16 protein-coding genes are annotated in these 18,326 nt (G+C 70.2%); 11 read left to right on the top strand and 5 right to left on the bottom strand.

The window, feature by feature from the left end:
* Positions 1 to 190: 190 nt before the first annotated feature.
* Together AC16DP_RS02520 and AC16DP_RS02515 are read right to left on the bottom strand one after the other, a co-directional pair.
* Positions 191 to 934, bottom strand: a complete 744-nt coding sequence (locus AC16DP_RS02520; RefSeq protein WP_329731117.1) for a phospholipase D-like domain-containing protein — start codon at positions 932 to 934, stop codon at positions 191 to 193.
* A gap of 48 nt (positions 935 to 982) precedes the next feature.
* A complete protein-coding gene (locus AC16DP_RS02515) occupies positions 983 to 1,720 on the bottom strand; it encodes a DUF6683 family protein (protein WP_329731118.1) in 738 nt (245 codons plus the stop codon).
* Positions 1,721 to 1,860: 140 nt separating this feature from the next.
* Between AC16DP_RS02515 and AC16DP_RS02510 the strand changes: the two genes are divergently transcribed.
* Positions 1,861 to 3,411 (top strand): MBL fold metallo-hydrolase, encoded by a 1,551-nt coding sequence (locus AC16DP_RS02510; protein ID WP_329731119.1) that lies wholly within the window; start codon positions 1,861 to 1,863, stop codon positions 3,409 to 3,411.
* Positions 3,412 to 3,421: 10 nt separating this feature from the next.
* Here AC16DP_RS02510 and AC16DP_RS02505 read toward each other — a convergent pair whose 3' ends face one another.
* The gene (locus AC16DP_RS02505; RefSeq protein ID WP_329731120.1) at positions 3,422 to 3,703 is read right to left on the bottom strand and encodes a hypothetical protein; all 282 of its coding nucleotides are present in this window, start codon (positions 3,701 to 3,703) and stop codon (positions 3,422 to 3,424) included.
* A 276-nt stretch (positions 3,704 to 3,979) separates the two neighbouring features.
* Here AC16DP_RS02505 and AC16DP_RS02500 point away from each other — a divergent pair, with 276 nt between their 5' ends.
* The 3 genes from AC16DP_RS02500 (at position 3,980) to AC16DP_RS02490 (ending at position 5,655) form a co-directional block, all read left to right on the top strand.
* Positions 3,980 to 4,201 carry a hypothetical protein gene (locus AC16DP_RS02500; RefSeq protein WP_329731121.1) on the top strand — a complete coding sequence of 74 codons (222 nt, stop codon included), beginning with the start codon at positions 3,980 to 3,982 and terminating at the stop codon, positions 4,199 to 4,201.
* Between the two features lie 106 nt (positions 4,202 to 4,307).
* Positions 4,308 to 5,177, top strand: a complete 870-nt coding sequence (locus AC16DP_RS02495) for a nucleotidyltransferase (RefSeq protein WP_329731122.1) — start codon at positions 4,308 to 4,310, stop codon at positions 5,175 to 5,177.
* A 79-nt stretch (positions 5,178 to 5,256) separates the two neighbouring features.
* A complete protein-coding gene (locus AC16DP_RS02490; protein ID WP_329731123.1) occupies positions 5,257 to 5,655 on the top strand; it encodes a YkgJ family cysteine cluster protein in 399 nt (132 codons plus the stop codon).
* 19 nt (positions 5,656 to 5,674) lie between these two features.
* Here AC16DP_RS02490 and AC16DP_RS02485 read toward each other — a convergent pair whose 3' ends face one another.
* Complete coding sequence (locus tag AC16DP_RS02485; protein ID WP_329731124.1) at positions 5,675 to 6,766, bottom strand: sigma-70 family RNA polymerase sigma factor; 1,092 nt, start codon at positions 6,764 to 6,766, stop codon at positions 5,675 to 5,677.
* 69 nt (positions 6,767 to 6,835) lie between these two features.
* Here AC16DP_RS02485 and AC16DP_RS02480 point away from each other — a divergent pair, with 69 nt between their 5' ends.
* From AC16DP_RS02480 to AC16DP_RS02465, 4 genes are all read left to right on the top strand, one after another.
* Positions 6,836 to 9,280: a DEAD/DEAH box helicase gene (locus AC16DP_RS02480; RefSeq protein WP_329731125.1), complete on the top strand. Its 2,445-nt coding sequence runs from the start codon at positions 6,836 to 6,838 to the stop codon at positions 9,278 to 9,280.
* Between the two features lie 253 nt (positions 9,281 to 9,533).
* The gene (locus AC16DP_RS02475) at positions 9,534 to 11,942 is read left to right on the top strand and encodes a protein kinase domain-containing protein (protein ID WP_329731126.1); all 2,409 of its coding nucleotides are present in this window, start codon (positions 9,534 to 9,536) and stop codon (positions 11,940 to 11,942) included.
* Between the two features lie 106 nt (positions 11,943 to 12,048).
* Positions 12,049 to 12,483 (top strand): YciI family protein, encoded by a 435-nt coding sequence (locus AC16DP_RS02470; RefSeq protein WP_329731127.1) that lies wholly within the window; start codon positions 12,049 to 12,051, stop codon positions 12,481 to 12,483.
* Between the two features lie 54 nt (positions 12,484 to 12,537).
* Positions 12,538 to 13,797, top strand: coding sequence for an RNA polymerase sigma factor (locus AC16DP_RS02465; RefSeq protein ID WP_329731128.1), 1,260 nt, complete (start codon positions 12,538 to 12,540; stop codon positions 13,795 to 13,797).
* Here the strand turns inward: AC16DP_RS02465 and AC16DP_RS02460 are convergent.
* Positions 13,794 to 14,285, bottom strand: coding sequence for a helix-turn-helix domain-containing protein (locus tag AC16DP_RS02460; RefSeq protein WP_329731129.1), 492 nt, complete (start codon positions 14,283 to 14,285; stop codon positions 13,794 to 13,796). The genes AC16DP_RS02465 and AC16DP_RS02460 overlap by 4 nt on opposite strands.
* A gap of 91 nt (positions 14,286 to 14,376) precedes the next feature.
* On the opposite strand from AC16DP_RS02460, the gene AC16DP_RS02455 reads away from it, so the two are divergent.
* From AC16DP_RS02455 to AC16DP_RS02445, 3 genes are all read left to right on the top strand, one after another.
* Positions 14,377 to 15,606, top strand: coding sequence for a Glu/Leu/Phe/Val family dehydrogenase (locus AC16DP_RS02455; RefSeq protein WP_329731130.1), 1,230 nt, complete (start codon positions 14,377 to 14,379; stop codon positions 15,604 to 15,606).
* Positions 15,607 to 15,689: 83 nt separating this feature from the next.
* Complete coding sequence (gene ilvA / locus AC16DP_RS02450; protein ID WP_329731131.1) at positions 15,690 to 16,904, top strand: threonine ammonia-lyase; 1,215 nt, start codon at positions 15,690 to 15,692, stop codon at positions 16,902 to 16,904.
* Positions 16,905 to 16,943: 39 nt separating this feature from the next.
* Positions 16,944 to 18,311: a peptidase MA family metallohydrolase gene (locus tag AC16DP_RS02445; protein WP_329731132.1), complete on the top strand. Its 1,368-nt coding sequence runs from the start codon at positions 16,944 to 16,946 to the stop codon at positions 18,309 to 18,311.
* Positions 18,312 to 18,326: the final 15 nt, after the last annotated feature.

The following is an 18,326-nucleotide window of genomic DNA, read 5'->3' as shown; positions in this document are numbered from 1 at the left end:
CGCAAGACTCGCTTCCGGCTGGCGGCCTCCTTTGCCGGGCGGGGTTTGAACCCGCAGGGTCCCTTCGTGAAGTTTCCGCTCCTACATCGCTTCCTCCTCACCCAGGCTTCGCCTGGCGCACTCCAACTGTTGGACAGGTTCGTGAAGAACGCGCCCAGGAGGCGCACAACTCCGCTCCAGCGCCCCCCTCTCAGTCGCGCATCTTCCGGTAACAGCTCCGGCACAGCGGCTTGTTCATGGTGGCCGGGAAGTCATCGCCACAACCATGACAGTAGCTGTCTTCGTAGTCCGCGTTCCCGTACTCGGCCCACTTCTGGTAGTGGTCCCAGCAGTATGGCTTCTCGGGGTCGAGTTCGATCTCCACGGCGCACCGGATGCAGAACCCCTGCACCACTGCGGGAGCGCGAGAACGCTCCGCCTGCCTGGCACTCCTGGGAGCGCGGGTGTCTCCGTCAGCCTTGATGCCAAAGCGCCTCTGGATGTCTTCGCGAGAGAGCAGGTGCGGCTCGATCTCCTTGCGAATGAACTCCCGCACCTCGGAGACATCCGCTGGCTCCTGAGACCAGAGCCCCACCTCGATGCTGGAGAGGAACGAGGAAGAGAGCAGGTTCAACGAGGAGATGATGACCTCGGACTCCGACCAGTACAGCTTCGCATGAAGCTTGGGGAGGAGGCGGATCTGAAGGCCCCGCTCCTTGAGCTCCTGGAGATACTCACTGAACGTCCGGGCAAAAGCCTGGAGATCGTCATCGAGCCGGAAGATCAGGGTGACGGAGACCTTGTTGCTCAGCGCCGCCCGGATGGCCTGTCCGATCCGGTCCTCCTTCCCCAGCGTGACGTAGGGGGAGACGAGAACCACGTGCTTGCGCGCGTTCTTGATGAGCGAGACGAGCTTGCTGATGGTCTCGTCGGTGTTCAGGAGGGTCAGGTTCATGGTGTCACTCGATGTTTTCGATGGAGGCCACGGACTGCCCAAGACCCTTCATTCGATCCACACGCCGGTGTCCTCGGCGTGCACCTTCTCGATGCGGATGCCCATCATCTCGTCCAGCAGCTCCTTGGCCAGCTCGCGCGACTCCCTCATCAGGTCCGAGCGCCCCTTGTCTCGCCCCTCGTTGTAGAGCCCGAGGATGATGCTGCCCGAGAGCACCACCGACTCGTACAGCTCCTGCTTGTCCCGGTCCGACATGCGCCGGTCCTTGAGCCCCATGCCGATGGCCGCGTTGATCTGCTCCAGCATGGACTGCTGCTGCACGCCCGTCAGCTCCTGGCCATTGCGGAGCGCGCAGAACGAGGACGTGAAGAGGAAGTTGAAGGCCCCCGCGAGGTTGTTCTTCAGCTGCGGTTGATCCTGTTGATCCAACGTCTGCTCATACCCCTTGTACAGCTGCAGCAGGGCGCCCTCGAGCCCCGCGCGCTCCTCCGGGCCGAGCGACTTCACGCTCTCGGCGAGCCGCTTGGGCAGGACGGGGTCGGTCACCTTGCGGAACGAGGACACCGCGAGCGGCAGCATCACCGCTCCCTCGGACGGAGGGTTCTTCAGACGCTCGGCACTGGCCTTCCACTGCTTCTGGAAGGAGGGTTTGAAGTTGCCGTGGATGAAGGTGTTGCTGTCGTAGTGCCTGTAGGGGCTGAGGGATGGTGCGCCCTCCGGCCTCGCGGCACCGAGCAGGAGGAGCCCCGCCACCATGACGGGAATCATCCTCAAGAAGCTATTCATCTCCCCCTCCACAAGAATGACGGGAACGTCGAGCCCACCGGATGCGCCTGCCTCTTCCCTCCGGCCCCTGCTCCCGGTCGGCCGCGGAGCATCATCGGAAAGGATGGGAGCGGGCAAGCAAGTCTGCTAGCAGCATCACCATGCGGCTCACCCTCCACCGTGGCGTCAGCCTCGCCGTCCTCGCCTCCGCTCGTACGGAGGCCGAGCACCACGAGGACCTGGGGTGCAGCATCCAGGGCCCCACCGCACGGCCCGTGCGGCACGCCCATGTCCCTCTCAAGCAACGCCTCGCCGAGCTGGGACCCGAGCGCTCGCTTCGGGAAGCGAAGGCGCTCGTGCGTTGGCTGGAGGAGACGCCCGGCTATGCCGCGCTCTGCGACGAGGGCCGGCGGCGCGGAGGCCGGCGCCCGCTGCGCCACGAGGTGCTCTTCCCCGACGCGACGCGGCACAAGCCCCGCATCCTCCACCTGCGCCAGGAGGAGCAGGGGCTCGACTTCCCCGTGAAGGCCCGCGAGTGGCCCGCCCTCGCCGAGCTCTTCGCCTCGCTCGCGCGCGGTGCCACCCGCGCCGAGCTGCGCACCCTCTCGGCCGTGCCCGCCGTGGGCGAGCTGCTCGCGGACATGTCCAGCGCGGGCTGGCTCGTGCGCCACGACGGCCCCATGGACGTGCCCGCGCCCGGCGCCCTCTTCGTGGGCCACAACACCGTGCTGGTATCGAGCGCCCAGGCGCGCGTCCTGGTGGACCCGTACTTCCGCCCCGCGAGCCGGCTCGACCGGCCGGACTATCCGCCCATGCAGCCGAGGGACCTCGGGCAGGTGGACGCCGTCGTCATCACCCACTCGCACGGAGATCACTTCCACCTGGGCTCGCTGCTGCAGCTGCCGCGCGACACACGCATCTTCGTCCCCGCGGTGGAGCGCGAGAGCCTCTTCTCCACCGACTGCGTGCTGCGGCTGCAACAGCTCGGCTACACCCGCGTCGAGGCGCTGCGCTGGGGCGAAGAGCGGCTCGTGGGCGACATCACCGTGCGCGCCCTGCCCTTCCACGGCGAGCAGCCCACCGACGGCGAGGGCCTCTACCCGGAGCTCTTCAACGAGGGAAACACCTGGCTGGTGCGTGCGCCGGGCTTCTCCGCCGCCTTCTTCGCCGATGCCGGGCACGACGTGCGCGGAGACATGCGCACCGTCTGCCGCGCCCTGCGGAAGGAAGCGCCCGTGGACGTGCTCTTCTGCGGCGTGCGCGGCTTCCGGCTCGAGCCCCTCTTCTTCGGCTACACCACGCTGGACGCCTATCTCGTGGACGTGCCCGTGGAGGCGCTCGGGAAGCCACAGCAGCTCATGGCCGGGCCGGAGGAGGCGCTGCACTATGGCGAGCTGCTCGGCGCGCGCTACGTGGTGCCCTGCGCGGACGGAGGCGCGCCCTGGTACTGGCGCGAGGGCATGGGGCCGCGCTACCCGGGCTACCCGGGCGAGCCGGTGAGTGGCGCCAGCACGATGGACGAGAATCCCGACGCGGACCCGTACCCCGAGCGGTTGAAGCAGGTGCGCCGGCAGGTGGGGCACGGACCCCAGGCGCTGCTGATGCGCCCCGGCGAGGCGTTCGCATGGCAAAGCCGCAAGGCACCGGAGCTCGTCCGGTACCCCGGTTTCGAGTGGCCCTTCGGCGGCATGCCGGCGCGGCGCGGAGCGTGACGCGGCTCGCTCAGCTGCCGGGTGTCATCGGCTGCTGGGGCTCCAGGTCCTGCACGGGATTCTCCGGGAAGGACTGCAGCTTGAGCAGACCCGAGAGCACGTGCAGCTTCTCGTGGACGGACTCGTTGCTGAACTCGTGCAGGTCCATCAACGCCTGCGCGTAGTCCGTGAGTGCGTTCAACCACTCGCGCAGACTCTCCGGGCTCGTCGGTTTCGCGCGAGCGTCCTCGATGCGTGCGAAGGCTTCGTGCAGCCGGTCGGCCGCGTCGTCCAGGTGCTTGGGCAGTGCCATGGTCGTCTCCTCCGTCCCCTTCACCATGGGACTCCCCTGTCCCCGGGTGCCAGGGCCGCCACCCGTGCTGGAGGGCCCGGCGGACACGCCACGAGGCGCTCCCCTCCGGCGCCCCGTGGGAACCTGGCGGCCATCCACCCCCGCGCGCCGGGCCGATGGGCGGGCATCCGAGCTTGAAACCCCGGGAACGGCATGCAGCCGCGCCGGAGCGGACGAATCCTCCACCTTCGTGACGCGGCCCGTCATGGCCGCGACAAAAAGGACAAGGAGAGGGCCATGAAGGGACGCGAGCGCGTGTGCAAGAAGCACATCAAGCAGGCGGGCTGGAGCATCGCCAACGAGGGCCAGCGGGAGCAGGGCTACCACCTGGAGCTCCAGGGCCCTCGCGGCGAGCAGATGAAGGTGGATGCGCCGAGCAAGGCGCGCGCCTACCGCCACGCGGAGCGGCAGGTGAATGGCTCGGAGCCGGGGACGGCGCTCTGGGCGAGCCCGAGCTGACACCCCCTGCCTGGGGAGCGGCCGGGCGGGCAGGAGCCCCCGAGGGTCCTCCTGCCCCCGGAAATCCGCATCCCTAACCTACCTGCCAGGACACCGAGAGCGTGCCATGACCGTTCAACAGACCGACAATCCGACTGTGGGGCAGGACAGCAGCCAGGACTCCTCCAGGCCGTTGAGCAAGCCCAGCAAGGCGCCGCCCCCGATGCAGGCGGACCAGCGTCCTCCCATCGAGCGTGGCGCGCACCTGCTGGCGCTCAGCACGCTCAAGAACGCGGAGATTCCCTTCGTGGTCGCGGGCGCCTACGCGCTGCACCTCTACACGGGCATCTACCGCGACACCAAGGACCTGGACCTCTTCCTCAAGCGCGAGCACGTGGAGCGCGCCATGGAGGCCCTGGGCTCCATGGGCTTCCAGACGAAGATGCACGACCCCGTATGGATCGCGAAGGCCTACGCCAACGACGAGTACTTCGCCGATCTCATCTTCAGCTCGGGCAACGGCGTGGCCATCGTGGATGACCATTGGATCGACGAGGCCCACCCGGGCGTCATCCACGGGCTGCCCATCCTGGTGGCGCCGCCCGAGGACATCATCTGGTCCAAGGCCTTCGTGTGCGAGCGCGAGCGCTTCGACGGCACGGACATCAGCCACCTCATCCTCGCGCGCGGCAAGCAGATGGACTGGAAGCACCTGATGCGGCGGTTCGACCCGCATTGGGAGGTGCTCCTGGCCCATCTCACCTTCTACCGCTTCAGCTACCCGGGCCAGAGAGACCATGTGCCCCGCTGGGTCTGGGACGAGCTGCTCGAGCGGGCCCGCAACCAGCACAACGAGCCCGAGAAGAAGAAGCTCTGCCGGGGAATGTTGATCGCCAAGGGGCAGTACAACGTGGATGTCGAGCACTGGGGTTACGCCGACGCCCGCCTCGAGGAGGTCGCGACGTTCCGCGACTACGTCGAGCCCAAGAAGGGCTGAGGCACACGACGAGCCCCTTGCCTGGCAGGCCGTTCACCCCTAGCAAGGGGGCTCCTCGCTCCCCGGAAGCCGTGCCCCGATGTCCCTCTCCACGCTGTGCCTGCGCTGTGGCCTGTGCTGCGACGGCACCCTCTTCACCCATGTCCCGCTCCGGCGCACCGAGGCCGGCCCCCTCAAGGCCCTGGGGCTGCCCGTGAAGGAGCGCGAGGACGGCACGCCCCTCCTCCCGCAGCGCTGCGCCGCCCTGGACGGGAAGACGTGCACCGCCTACGCCCAGCGCCCCGAGGGCTGCCGCCGCTACCACTGCCACCTCTTCAGCGCGCTCTCCGAGGGCGAGGTGTCCCTCGAGGAGGCACTCGCGGTGGTGGATGGGGCACACGCCCTGCTCGCCGCCGCCGGTGGAGAGAAGGGCCCCGGGCTGGAGGACTACCTCGACAAGCACTTCCGCGGCCGGCACCGGCGCTACACCGCGCAGTAGCCCGCCGCCCCGGGCCCGCTCACCCCTTCGGGTTGGCCACCAGGTCGAAGTCCGGAATGTGCTCGCGCATGTACTCGCGCATCCGGTTGATGAGCGCCGCTTCGATCTGCCGGGCCCGCTCGCGGCTCACCCCGTACTTGTCGCCGATGTCCTGGAGCGTCAACGGCTCGTCGGCGATCAGCCGGTTCTCGAAGATGTAGCGCTCCTTGCCCTCGAGCGACTTCGCGAACTCCTGCATCTTCTCGCGGAACAGCGCCTTGAGCTGCTCGTTGCCCAGCCGCTCCTCCGCCCCCACCGACGAGGACGGCAGGAACCGGTCCATCCGCGTCGCCGACGAATCGTCTCCTCCCACCGGCGCGTCCAGCGACATCTCGTCGTGGCCCAGCCGCTGGTCCATCTCCACCACGTCCTGCTCGGTGACGTTGAGGCGCTCGGCCAGCATCTTCGGCGTCACATCGAAGCCCTGCGCCATCAACTTGTCCTGCTCCTGGCGCAGCTTGAAGAAGAGCTTCCGCTGGGCTTCCGTCGTCCCCAGCTTCACCATCTTCCAGTTGTCCATGATGTAACGCAGGATGTAGGCGCGTATCCACCATGCGGCGTAGGAGCTGAGCTTCACCCCGCGCTCGGGGTCGTACTTCTTCACCGCCTGCATCAGCCCGATGTTGCCCTCCTGCACCAGGTCCAGCAGGGACAGGGGGTTGCGGTGGTACTCGTGGGCCAGCTTCACCACCAGTCTCAGGTTGGACGCCACCAGGCGGTAGGCCGCCTGCACGTCCCCCGTGTCCCGGTAGCGCCTGGCCAGTGCCGTCTCCTCCTCGCGGGAGAGCAGGGGGTGGCGCAGCACCTCGTTCATGTAGGCCTGGAGGGGGTCGGTCCGGGCCAGCCCCGTCTCGCCCGCCTTCACCAGGGCCGCCCGGGGGGGGGCGGCGACCTCCTCCACCTCGGCCTCCACCTCCTCCAGCTCCTCGGGGGCGGGCTCCAGGGCGTCCGGTTCCGGCTCGGCGGATTCGGCCTCCACCGCCTCGGCCTCCTCGGGGGGCGGGGCAGCGGAGGGCTTCTTCGCCCGGCTCCGGGTCCCCGTTCCTCCCGTCTTCTTCCTCCCAATCGCCATGAGGGGTTCCTTAAGCAAAGTGAGCCGATTGTTGCCAGAGCCTAATGCAGGGGTTATGCCCCAAGCTTGATGAGCGACAACCAATCTCCGGAGCAGCCGGAAACCACTGCCGAAGCCCCGTCGCGCCCCGCCGAGTACGTCGCGGACGTCAGCTTCGATGACCTGAACCTGTCCGAGCCCCTCCGTCGCGGCATCACGGACCGTGGCTATACCAACCCCACCCCTGTCCAGGCCAAGGCCTTTGGCCCCGTCATGGCGGGCAGGGATCTCATCGTGCGCAGCAAGACCGGCACGGGCAAGACGGCCGCCTTCGGCCTCCCCCTGCTGGAGAAGATTTCCGCCGAGGACAAGCGGGTGCGCGCCCTCATCCTCTGCCCCACCCGCGAGCTGGCGCTCCAGGTGTCCGAGGAGCTGGCCGCCCTGGGCAAGCACAAGGGCGTCAAGGTGGCCGCCATCTACGGCGGTGCCTCCATGAAGCAGCAGGAGGACGCCCTCGAGGAGGGCACGCAGATCATCGTGGGCACGCCCGGCCGGGTGTTCGACCACATCAACCGCGGCAACCTCAAGCTCGAGGGCTGCAGCCACGCCGTCCTGGATGAAGCCGACGAGATGCTCAACCAGGGCTTCTACGAGGAAGTCACCCGCATCCTCGACCGCCTCCCGAAGGACCGCCAGGTGCTGCTCTTCAGCGCCACGGTGCCCACGGACATCCAGAACCTCATTGCCCGCTACACGACGAACGCGGAGACGCTGCTGCTCTCCGGCGACGTCTTCACCGTCGAGCACATCCACCACATCCGCTACGACGTGTCGGACGCGCTGCCCAAGCCGCGCAACCTCATCTACGTGCTGGAGGCGGAGGAGCCGCAGAACGCCATCATCTTCTGCAACACCCGCGACGACACGGCGCTGGTGACGGCGGTGCTCAACCGCAACGGCTTCGACGCGGACCTGCTCAACGGGGACCTGCCGCAGAAGGAGCGCGAGCGGGTGATGGGCAAGGTGAAGCGCGGGGAAGTGGCCTTCATGGTGGCCACGGACATCGCGGCGCGCGGCATCGACATCTCCGGCCTCGAGTACGTCATCAACTACTCGCTGCCCGAGGACCCCGCCGTGTACCTGCACCGGGTGGGCCGCACCGGCCGCATCGGCAACAAGGGCACCGCCATCAACCTCTTCTCCGGCCGCGAGCTGGCCACGTACACCACGCTGGAGAAGAAGTACGGCATCAAGTTCGAGAAGCGCGAGATGCCCGCCCCCGAGGAGGCCATGCGCCTGTGGGCCGAGCGCCACGTGCGCGAAATCCGCGAGGCCGCCTCCGACTCCATCTTCGAGGGCTTCCTGCCCCTGGCCGCGCAGCTCAAGGCGCGGCCGGACGCGGATGACCTGATGGCCTTCCTGCTGAAGTACTTCTTCAGCCACCTGCGCATGGAGAAGGCCCAGGCCGCCCAGCAGGGCGAGCGCCCCGAGCCGCAGGAGGCCAGGCACGAGGGCCGCCGCAAGGACCGCGAGCGCGACCGCGAGCGTCCCCGGGACCGCGAGCGGGATCGGGACAGGCCGCCGCGCCGCGAGGAGCGCCGGGAGTCCCGTGGGGAGCCGTCCGGCGAGTCGCGTGAGCGTGGCGAGCGCGGAGCGCGTGGCGACAGGCGCCGTGACCGTCCCGAGCGGGGCGAGCGCGGCCCCGCGTCCTTCGAGGCCGGCCCCGGCGAGGTGAAGCTGTGGGTGAACCTGGGCACCGAGGATGGCCTGGGGCCCGGCAGCATCGTCACCGCCCTGGAGGAGTCCGGCGCCCCCGCCAACAAGGTGGTGCGTGCGGACCTCAAGCCCGGCTTCTCCTACGTCTTCATCGCCGAGGAGGACCTGGCGGGCTTCGAGGCCCTCACCGGCAAGACGTACAAGGAGAAGACGCTCAAGGTGGAGAAGAGCCGGCCGCGCGGCGAGCGGGATCCGAACCGGCCGCCGCCCTCTCCGGACGCCGGCCCTGGCGAGGTGAAGCTGAAGTTCAACCTCGGCATGGACGATGGCCTGGACGAGGCGAAGTTCATCGCCGCCCTGGAGGCCGCTGGCGCTCCCGCGGGCAAGGTGAACAAGGCGGTGCTCCGCCCCGCGTACGGCTACGCCTACGTGCCCGAGTCCGAGTCCGGGGCCTTCGAGGCGCTCAACGGCAAGCAGCACGGCGAGAAGGCGCTGAAGGTGGACAAGCACCGGCCGCGTGGCATGCGCGAGCGTCCGCCGCGCCGTGAGCGCACCGAGCGTCCCGAGTCCACGCCCGAGGTGCCCGGCCAGGCGCGCCTGTGGGTGGGCCTGGGCCGCGACACGGCGCAGGACGAGGCCGCCGTCACCAGCACCCTGGAGTCCCTGGGCGCCCCGGCGGGCAAGGTGCAGCGCGTGGAGCTCAAGCCCACGTACTCGTACGTCTTCGTCGCCGACGAGGACGTGCCCGCCTTCGAGGCCCTCAACGGCAAGCAGCACGGCGAGAAGACGCTCAAGCTGGAGCGGGCCCGGCGCCGGTAACTCCCTCTCCCCTCGGGAGAGGGCGGGGGTGAGGGTATCCGCCCCCGTTCTCCAGCCCGTGGCACACGGTGTGGGCCACGGGTTCAACCCGGGGTCCGTGGCACCCTCACCCCGTCCCTCTCCCGGAGGGCGAGGGGAAATGGGCGCGGGCGAGGGGAAATGGGCGCGGGCGAGCGGAAATGGGCTCGAGTCGGCGCCTGGGTCTGGGGCATCCTTCGCGGACCCGCCCGAGGGCGATTAGACTCGCCCCGCCGTGTCCGACGACAGCGCCTCCCCTCCTCCCGACCATCAAGCCACCCTGCTGACCCTCGAGCGTCGGCCGGAGGCCGCTGCTTCCCCGGCACCGAAGTCCTCCCAGGAGCTCTTCGCCGGGCGCTACGTCCTCGAGGCGCTCGTGGGCCGCGGCGGCATGGGTCACGTCTACCGGGCGCGCGACGTGCTCGTCGGTGACGTGGTGGCCCTCAAGACGCTGGAGCTGGGCAAGGAGCCCGGCACGGACGCCCTCGAGCGCTTCCGCCGCGAGGTCCGCCTGGCCCGCCGCATCGCCCACCCCCATGTGGCGCGCATGCACGACCTCGGCGAGCACGCCGGGCAGAACTACCTCACCATGGAGTACGTGGAGGGCCAGGACCTGCGCTCGCTCATCGCGCGCGAGGGGCCACTGGCGCCCGTGCGGGCCGCGCGCATCGCCCTCGCGGTGTGCGAGGGCCTGGCCGCCGCCCACGCCGCCGGTGTGGTGCACCGCGACCTCAAGCCCGCCAATGTCCTCGTGGAGAAGGGCGGACGCGTCGTCCTCACCGACTTCGGCATCGCCCGGGCCCTCGTGGACGAGGCCGCCCGGAGCACCCAGGGCACCGCCGGGACTCCCATGTACATGGCGCCCGAGCAGCTCACCGGCGGCGAGATGGACGCCCGCGCCGACCTCTACGCCGTGGGGCTCATGCTCTACGAGATGCTCACCGCGGCCCCGCCCTTCTCCGGGGACTCGCCCATGGCCGTGGCCTTCGCCCGCCTGCGCCAGCCCCCGCCGGACCCGCGCGCCAAGACGGCCGTGCCGGACGCCCTCGCCGAGCGCGTGCTGCACTGCCTCGCCCGCGACCCCGAGGAGCGCCCCGCCAGTGCCCTCCAGCTCGCACAGTCGTTGCGCGCATGGCTGGAGGAGCTCGGCGAGCAGCCGCCCACGCTCTCGGTGGCCCCCACGCTGGCCCCGCTTCCAGTACCACCCCGGGAAGACCCCACCGTCGTGCGCTCCCTCTCCGGGACGCTCACGGCCACCGGTGAGCTGGGCCTGGCCATCCTCCCCTTCCGCTTCCAGGGCGCCCAGGAGCTGGAACACCTCGGCGAGGGACTCACCGACGCGCTCATCGACGTGCTGTCACGCACCCGGGGCGTCCGCGTGTCCGGCAGCGGTGCCACCGCGCGCTTCCGCAATGAGCGCGAGCCCCGCACCGTGGGCCGCGAGCTGGGCGTGGGCTTCCTCGTCGACGGCACGGTGCAGTCCTCGGGTCCCACGGCCCGCGTCTCCATCCGCCTCGTGGAGACGGCCCACGGCACCCAGCTGTGGAGCGGCCGCTTCGAGGACGCCTCCCCGGACGCCTTCGAGCTGCAGGACCGGTTGAGCCCGCGCATCGCCGAGGCGCTGCGCCTCGAGCTGCGGCTCGCCATGCACCGGGACGCCCTGCCGCCGGAGGCGCTCGCCCTCTACCAGCAGTCCTTCCGCCAGGGCTACACGCCCAGCTACGCCCCGGACGTCACGCTCGGCTGGCTGGAGCAGTGCATCGAGCTCGCGCCGGACTTCCACCCCGCGCTGGCGCTCCATGCCATCTTCTCCCTGAGGGCCTGGTACGTGGGCGGCTCGAGTCCCCAGCACAACTGGGAGGCCCTGGCCCGCGCCAGCGTCGCGCGCCTGGAGCAGCGCTCGCCGCAGTCCGCCGAGGCGCACCTGACCCGGGCCATGATGGCCTCACAGGACGGAGACTGGCGCAAGGCCGTGCTCGCCGCGCGGGCCTCGCTGGAGGCCGCCCCCACCTTCCCCCTGGCGCTGCAATTCCTCGGCAGCCTCCAGTGCGAGGCCGGCCGCGCCGACGAGGGGCTCGTCCACCTGCGGCGCGCCTATGAGCTCGACACGCGGTTGGGCTTCAGCCTGTTCGAGTTCGCCCGCTGCAATGCGCTCCGCGGAAACATGGAGGACTACCGCCTGGCCAGCGAGCGGCTCGCCACGTTCGGCACCTACCGCGTTCCCTGGCTGATGCTCCGCCTGCGCGTCTGCGCCTGGACGGGAGACCTGGAGGGCGTCCGGCAGCTCCGGCGCGCGCTGGAGGACGAGTCGCTCGGTCCCTCGAAGTTCGGGGTCCGCTACGCCGCCGCCGTGCTCGGAGAGGTGGACTCCCTCGCCTCACTCGCCCCCCTGGATGAGTTCCTCGCCAGGTCCCCGAGCCCCCGGTTCGCCTCGTTCCAGCGCCAGCTCGCCACCGAGCAGCTCTGCCTCACCGGCCACCCGGAGAAGGCCCTGGAGTACTTCCTGCGCGCGGCCGAGACGGCCCTCATCGACCTGGAGTGGATCGACCGCTGCCCGGCGCTCGCCCCCCTGCGTGCCCTGCCGGGCTTCGCCGAGGGCCGCCGGCTCGTGCGCGCCCGCGTGGAAGCCATCTGGAACGGGTGAGTGAAAAATAATCGAAAATCCCGTGTCGATCTCCGCGGTCCTCGTTCGACGTCAGGGTAAGAGCCCGGGAGAAACCCCGGCAGCCACCCACGAAGGAGAGACGGCGATGAAGGTCATGGTTCTGGTCAAGGCCACGAAGGACAGCGAAGCGGGCGTCATGCCGAGCACGGAGATGCTGACCGCCATGGGGAAGTACAACGAGGAGCTGGTGAAGGCCGGCATCATGCTCGCGGGCGAGGGGCTCCATCCCAGCTCGAAGGGCGCGCGCGTCCGGTTCTCCGGCACCAGGCGGACGGTGATCGACGGGCCCTTCACCGAGACCAAGGAGTTGGTCGCCGGCTTCTGGATGTGGCAGGTGAAGTCGATGGAAGAGGCGATCGAGTGGGTCAAGCGCTGCCCCAATCCCATGCTCACGGACAGCGAGATCGAGATCCGCCGGGTGTTCGAGGCGGACGACTTCGGTCCCGAGCTCACACCCGAGCTCCGGGAGGCCGAGGAGCGCCTGGCCGCGGAGCTGGCCGCGAAGGCCGCGAAGGCGTAGCCGGGCTCCTTCCCGCTCTTGCACGGGCGGCCGAAGCTGTTCTGATCGGCCGCCATGACGGCCACCGAGACGCAACGCGCCATCCACGCGGTCTGGAGAATCGAGTCGGCCCGGCTCATCGCGGGACTCACGCGGTTCGTGCGGGACGTCGGGCTGGCCGAGGAGCTCGCGCAGGACGCGCTCGTGGCCGCGCTCGAGCAGTGGCCCACGTCGGGTGTGCCGGACAAGCCGGGCGCCTGGCTCATGGCCACCGCGAAGCGCCGGGCGATCGACCAGTTCCGCCGGAACAAGCTGCTCGAGCGCAAGCACGAGGAGCTCGGCCACGAGCTGGAGACCGAGCGGACACCGGACCTCGAGACGGCGATCGACAATGACGTGGGCGATGATCTCCTGCGCCTGATGCTCATCGCGTGTCATCCGGTGATCTCGACCGAGGCGCGCGTGGCGCTCACGTTGCGCCTGCTCGGAGGCCTGACCACCGAGGAGATCGCCCGGGCCTTCCTGGTCCCGGAGCCGACGGTGGCCCAGCGCATCGTGCGGGCCAAGCGGACCCTCTCCGAGGCGCGCGTCCCCTTCGAGGTGCCACGCGGAGACGAGCTCACCGCGCGGCTGTCATCGGTGCTGGAGGTCCTCTACCTCATCTTCAACGAGGGCTACTCGGCGACGGCCGGGGACGACTGGGTCCGGCCCGCGCTCTGCGAGGACGCGCTTCGTCTGGGCCGCATCCTGGCCGGGCTCGTTCCCGAGGAGCCGGAGGTCCACGGATTGGTCGCACTGATGGAGCTCCAGGCCTCGCGGCTGAGGGCGCGGGTGGGGCCCTCGGGAGAGCCCGTCCTGTTGATGGAGCAGAACCGCTCGCGGTGGGATCGCATCCTCATCCACCGCGGTCTCGCGGCGCTGGAGCGGGCCGAGAAGCTCGGGGACGAACGAGGCCCCTACGTGTTGCAGGCCGCGATCGCCGCCTGTCACGCGCGCGCCCTCACGCCGCAACAGACGGACTGGGCGAGAATCGCGGCGCTCTACGCGGAGCTCGCCGAGCTCACGTCCTCGCCCGTGGTGGAGCTGAATCGCGCGGTCGCCGTGTCGATGGCGTCCGGGCCCGCGGCGGGGCTCGAGATCGTGGATGCGCTGAGCTCGGAGCGTGCGCTCGAGGGCTACCACCTCCTGCCGAGCGTGCGCGGGGACCTGCTCGCCAAGCTCGGACGGCTCGACGAGGCCCGTGCGGAGTTCGAGCGCGCGGCGTCGCTCACGCGCAACGCACGCGAGCGCCAGTTGCTGCTCGAGCGCGCGGCGGCGTGCAGGACCCCCCACTAGGACGACGCATTCCCCGGCTTCGCCCGGCGCGCCCGGTGGTAGTGCGCGACACACAGCTCCTTGGCCAGCACCGGCTTGCCACAGTCCGGCTCCTTGCAGCGCGGCGTCTCCTCGGCGGGTCGCCCTTCAGGCGCCCGCACGGCGAACATCGCCTCGGCCACGGCCAGCAGCCGGTCCACCTCCGTGCGCGTCAGCTCGTGCGCCCGGGCGAACTCCACCAACCGGTGCGCCCCCGCCGCCTCGTCCTCCTCCACCCGGAAGAGCTCCGCCAGGGGGACGCCCAGCGCCCCGGCCACCTGCACCAGCGTCTCGTAGCTGGGGCTGCGCTCGCCCCGCTCCAGCAGGGAAGCGAAGCTCACCGAGATGCCGCTGCGCTCGGCGAACTCCTCCTGGGTCAGGCCCCGCCGCTCGCGCAGGCCGCGAATCCGCCGCGCGAGCCCCTGCAGGTGCCCGCTCGCATCCTGGGCTGGCGGGGAACTGGAGCGCATCGCCAACCCATGCTAGCGCACCCCATCTGTTAAGGTCTCGCGCCGTCGTCGGTCCTCCCCACGGGAGCCGACCCAGGAGAGCACTCCGGACATGCACGCCCTCGAAGGGATTCACTACTACTTCCGCAAGGCCGCGCGCATCATGGACGTGGGCGAGCGCATCGAGACGCTGCTCGCCACCCCCCTGCGCGAGGTCAAGGTCCAGGTCTCCATCGAGCTGGACAACGGAGAAATCCGAACCTTCATCGGCTACCGCACCCAGCACGACAACAGCCGCGGCCCCATGAAGGGCGGCCTGCGCTACCACCCCACCATCACCCAGGACGAGTGCGTGGCGCTCGCCTCTCTGATGACGTGGAAGACGGCGGTGGTGAACCTGCCCTACGGCGGCGCCAAGGGCGGCATCGCGGTGGACCCCACCCAGCTCTCCATGAAGGAGATGGAGCGGCTCACCCGCAAGTACGTGGACCAGATTCAAGACGTCATCGGTCCCACCCGCGACATCGCCGCCCCCGACGTCAACACCAACCCCCAGGTGATGGCGTGGATCATGGACCAGTACTCGCGCTACCACGGGCACTCGCCGGCCATCGTCACCGGCAAGCCCGCCGAGCTCTACGGCACCAAGGGGCGTGACTCGGCCACCGGGCGCGGCCTGCTCTACATCACCCGCGAAATCCTCCGCGACGCGGGCATGCCCATGAAGGGCACGCGCTTCGCCATCCAGGGCTTCGGCAACGTGGGCAGCCACACCGCGCAACTGCTGTGGCAGGACGGGGGCGTGGTGGTGGCCGTGTCGGACGTGTACGGCGGCGTCTACAACCCGCAGGGCCTGGACATCCCCGGCCTCTTCGAGCACGTGAAGCGCACCGGCACCGTCACCGGCTTCGGCGGCGGCCAGGCCTGCGCCAGCGGCGACGTGCTCGTCTCCGACTGCGACGTGCTCATCCCCGCCGCGCTCGGCCATGCGCTCCACCGCAACAACGCCAACGCGGTGCGCGCGCGGCTCGTCATCGAGGGCGCCAACGGCCCCACGGACCCCGAGGCGGACGAGATTCTCGACAAGCGCGGCGTGCTGGTGGTGCCGGACATCCTCGCCAACGCGGGCGGTGTGACGGTCAGCTACTACGAGTGGGTGCAGAACCTGCAGCACCTCTCGTGGGAGGAGGACCGGGTGAACGCCGAGCTCGAGCGGACGATGAAGGAGGCGTACGACCGGGTGGCGCAGCTGGCGCGCTCGCGCAAGGTGTCGTTGCGCACCGCGGCATTCATCCTGGCCATCGGCCGCGTGGGCAAGGCCACGGTGCTGCGCGGCATCTGACAGGGCGGCCGGGCAACCGGTGGCCCGAGGCGCCCTCCCCTTTCGTCCCGGCGGCGCATCGGTTATCAGCGCGTCACACGCCCATGGTCACGCTCCAGCAAATCGAAGACGCCCAGCAGCGCATCGGTGAAGCCGTCTACCGCTCGCCCTGCCCCCGGTCGGAGCAGTTCAAGGAGCTCACGGACTGCGCGACGCTGAACTGCAAGATGGAGAATCTGCAGCGCACCGGCGCCTTCAAGGAGCGGGGAGCGCTCAACAAGCTGCTCACGCTGTCGCCGGACGAGCGGGCCCGCGGTGTCATCGCCGCCTCGGCGGGCAATCACGCGCAGGGGCTCGCCTACCACGCGGGCCGGCAGGGCGTGAACACCACCATCGTCATGCCCGAGCGCACCCCGCTCATCAAGGTGACGCGCACGCGCGCGTACGGCGCCAGGGTGGTGCTGCACGGGGCCAACTTCGACGAGGCCTACGCCGAGGCCCTGCGCATCCAGGACAAGGAGAACCGCGTCTTCGTCCACCCCTTCAATGATCCGCTCATCATCGCGGGGCAGGGCACCATCGGCCTGGAGCTGCTCGAGCAGTGCCCGTACATGGACATGGTGGTGGTGCCCATCGGCGGCGGCGGGCTCATCTCCGGCGTGGCGTGCGCGCTCAAGGAGACCAACCCGCGCATCAAGGTGATTGGCGTGCAGGCCTCGGCCATCGCGAGCATGAAGGTCTCGATGGACGCGGGGAAGGTGGTGGAGCTGCCGGCGGGGACCACCATCGCGGACGGCATCTCGGTGAAGCGCCCGGGCGACTACACCTTCGAGATGATCCGCCGCTACGTGGACGACATCGTCACGGTGGACGAGGAGGAGATCGCCAACGCCATCCTCCTGCTGCTGGAGCGGGAGAAGTCGGTGGTGGAGGGCGCGGGCGCGGTGGGCCTGGCGGCGCTCATCAACGGGAAGATTCCCTCGGCGCGCGGGCGCAAGGTGGTGATGCTGCTGTCCGGCGGCAACATCGACGTCAACCTCGTCAGCCGCATCATCGAGCGCGGCCTGGTGAAGGACGGGCGGCTGGTGCGGCTGGTGGTGCGCATGCCGGACCGGCCGGGGATGCTCGCGCGGCTCACGGCGGAGATCGCCCAGGCGGGCGCCAACGTGGTGGAGATCTACCACAACCGCGCCTTCTCGAAGGCGGGCCTGGGCGAGGTGGCCGTGGAGGTGACGCTGGAGACGCGCGGCCGCGGCCACATCGAGGAGCTGATGGGCGGCCTGGGACAGAAGGGCTGGCAGGTCTCGGAAGAGACCTGATTTCATTCCGGGGCACGGGCTCGGCGATACTGCGGGGCCATGCGCGCCCTGCTCCTCCTCGCCCTGCTGTCCTCCAATCCGCCCACGCCCGCGCAGGCCCAGAAGCTCGCGGCCCAGCGTTCCTGGGAGGACCTCTACCTCGCCTGGTCCTCCGTGGACCCCAAGGGCTACTCCCCGCCCGATCGCCGCACCATCGCCGCCTCGCTCCTCAAGGGCTGCGAGGCCCTCGCCACCTCCGATGCCGTGATGGCGTACTCGCTCGGCGAGCGCGCCGTCCTCTACGACGAGACGGCCCCGGGCCTGCGCTGCCTCGCCCGCACCTCGCTCGCCACCGACCAGCGCGGCACCGCCGAGGACGCCCTGCGCCGCGGCCTCGAGCACTTCCCCAAGGACGGCTACTTCGGCCTGGAGCTGGGCAAGCTCCTGCTCGAGGACAAGGATCCCCAGGGCGCCGCCGCGGCGCTCGGCAAGGTGCCGCCGCGCTCGCCCGAGGCCGCCAGGGCCCGCGCGCTCCTGCAGAAGGCCCGCAGCGCCTCCAGCGAGGAGAGCGCCGCCCTGGCCCAGGCCCGCGCCATCGAGCGGCGCTTCACCGGCGAGACCGACGACACGAAGGGCTCCGTCCAACCCGCCTCCGGCTCCACCTCCACCGGCCTGTCCTATGAGTCCGGCGTGGCCTCGGACGGGATGCGAACCCGCTCCAACAGCCGCTTCGTCGTGAAGTACTTCAACAACGCACGCGACTTCGGCCAGCGCGCCGAGTACGAGGGCCGCATCGTCGCCGCGCTCGACGAGGCCCACTTCCACACCCGCGACGTGCTGGGCGAGACGCGCGAGGCGCCCGTGGACGTCATCCTCTACACCCGCGAGGAGTTCCGCACCCACCAGGGCGCGGCCCTGGCGCGCATGGCGGCCGGGCTGTACTCGGACGGCGCCATCCGCATCAACGACGCCGCCGAGCTCACCCAGCAGACCAAGGCCACGCTCGTCCACGAGTACGTGCATGCCGTGGTGGATGACCTGGTGCGCGCCGCCGAGGGCGGACAGCGCGTCCCCATCTGGCTCAACGAGGGCCTTGCCGAGTACGTGGAATGGCGCTACCTGGGCAGCGACAAGCCGCCCCACGCGCTGGCCACCCGCATGCGCGGCGCCGCCCAGACGGGGCAGCTCCCGCGTCTCTCGGACATGGCGGGCGGGGCCCTCATCCAGCAGCGCGACCCGGCCCTGGCCTATGGGACGTCGGCCGTGGCCGTCCGTGAGCTGCTGAACGAGGGAGGGCCCGCCCGGCTGCTCGAGCTCATCCGCGAGGTGGGCCAGGGCGCTCCCTTCGAGGAGGCCCTCCGGCAGCGCTACGGCCGCGGCGTCGCGGAGCTGGAGGCGTCCGTCCAGGCCACTCTCTCGCGGAGGTAGCGAGCGGGCGGATTC

Source organism: Archangium sp., from assembly GCF_057119385.1.
The sequence above is the reverse complement of the archived record's forward strand: the minus strand, read 5'-3'. Positions and strand labels throughout refer to the sequence as shown.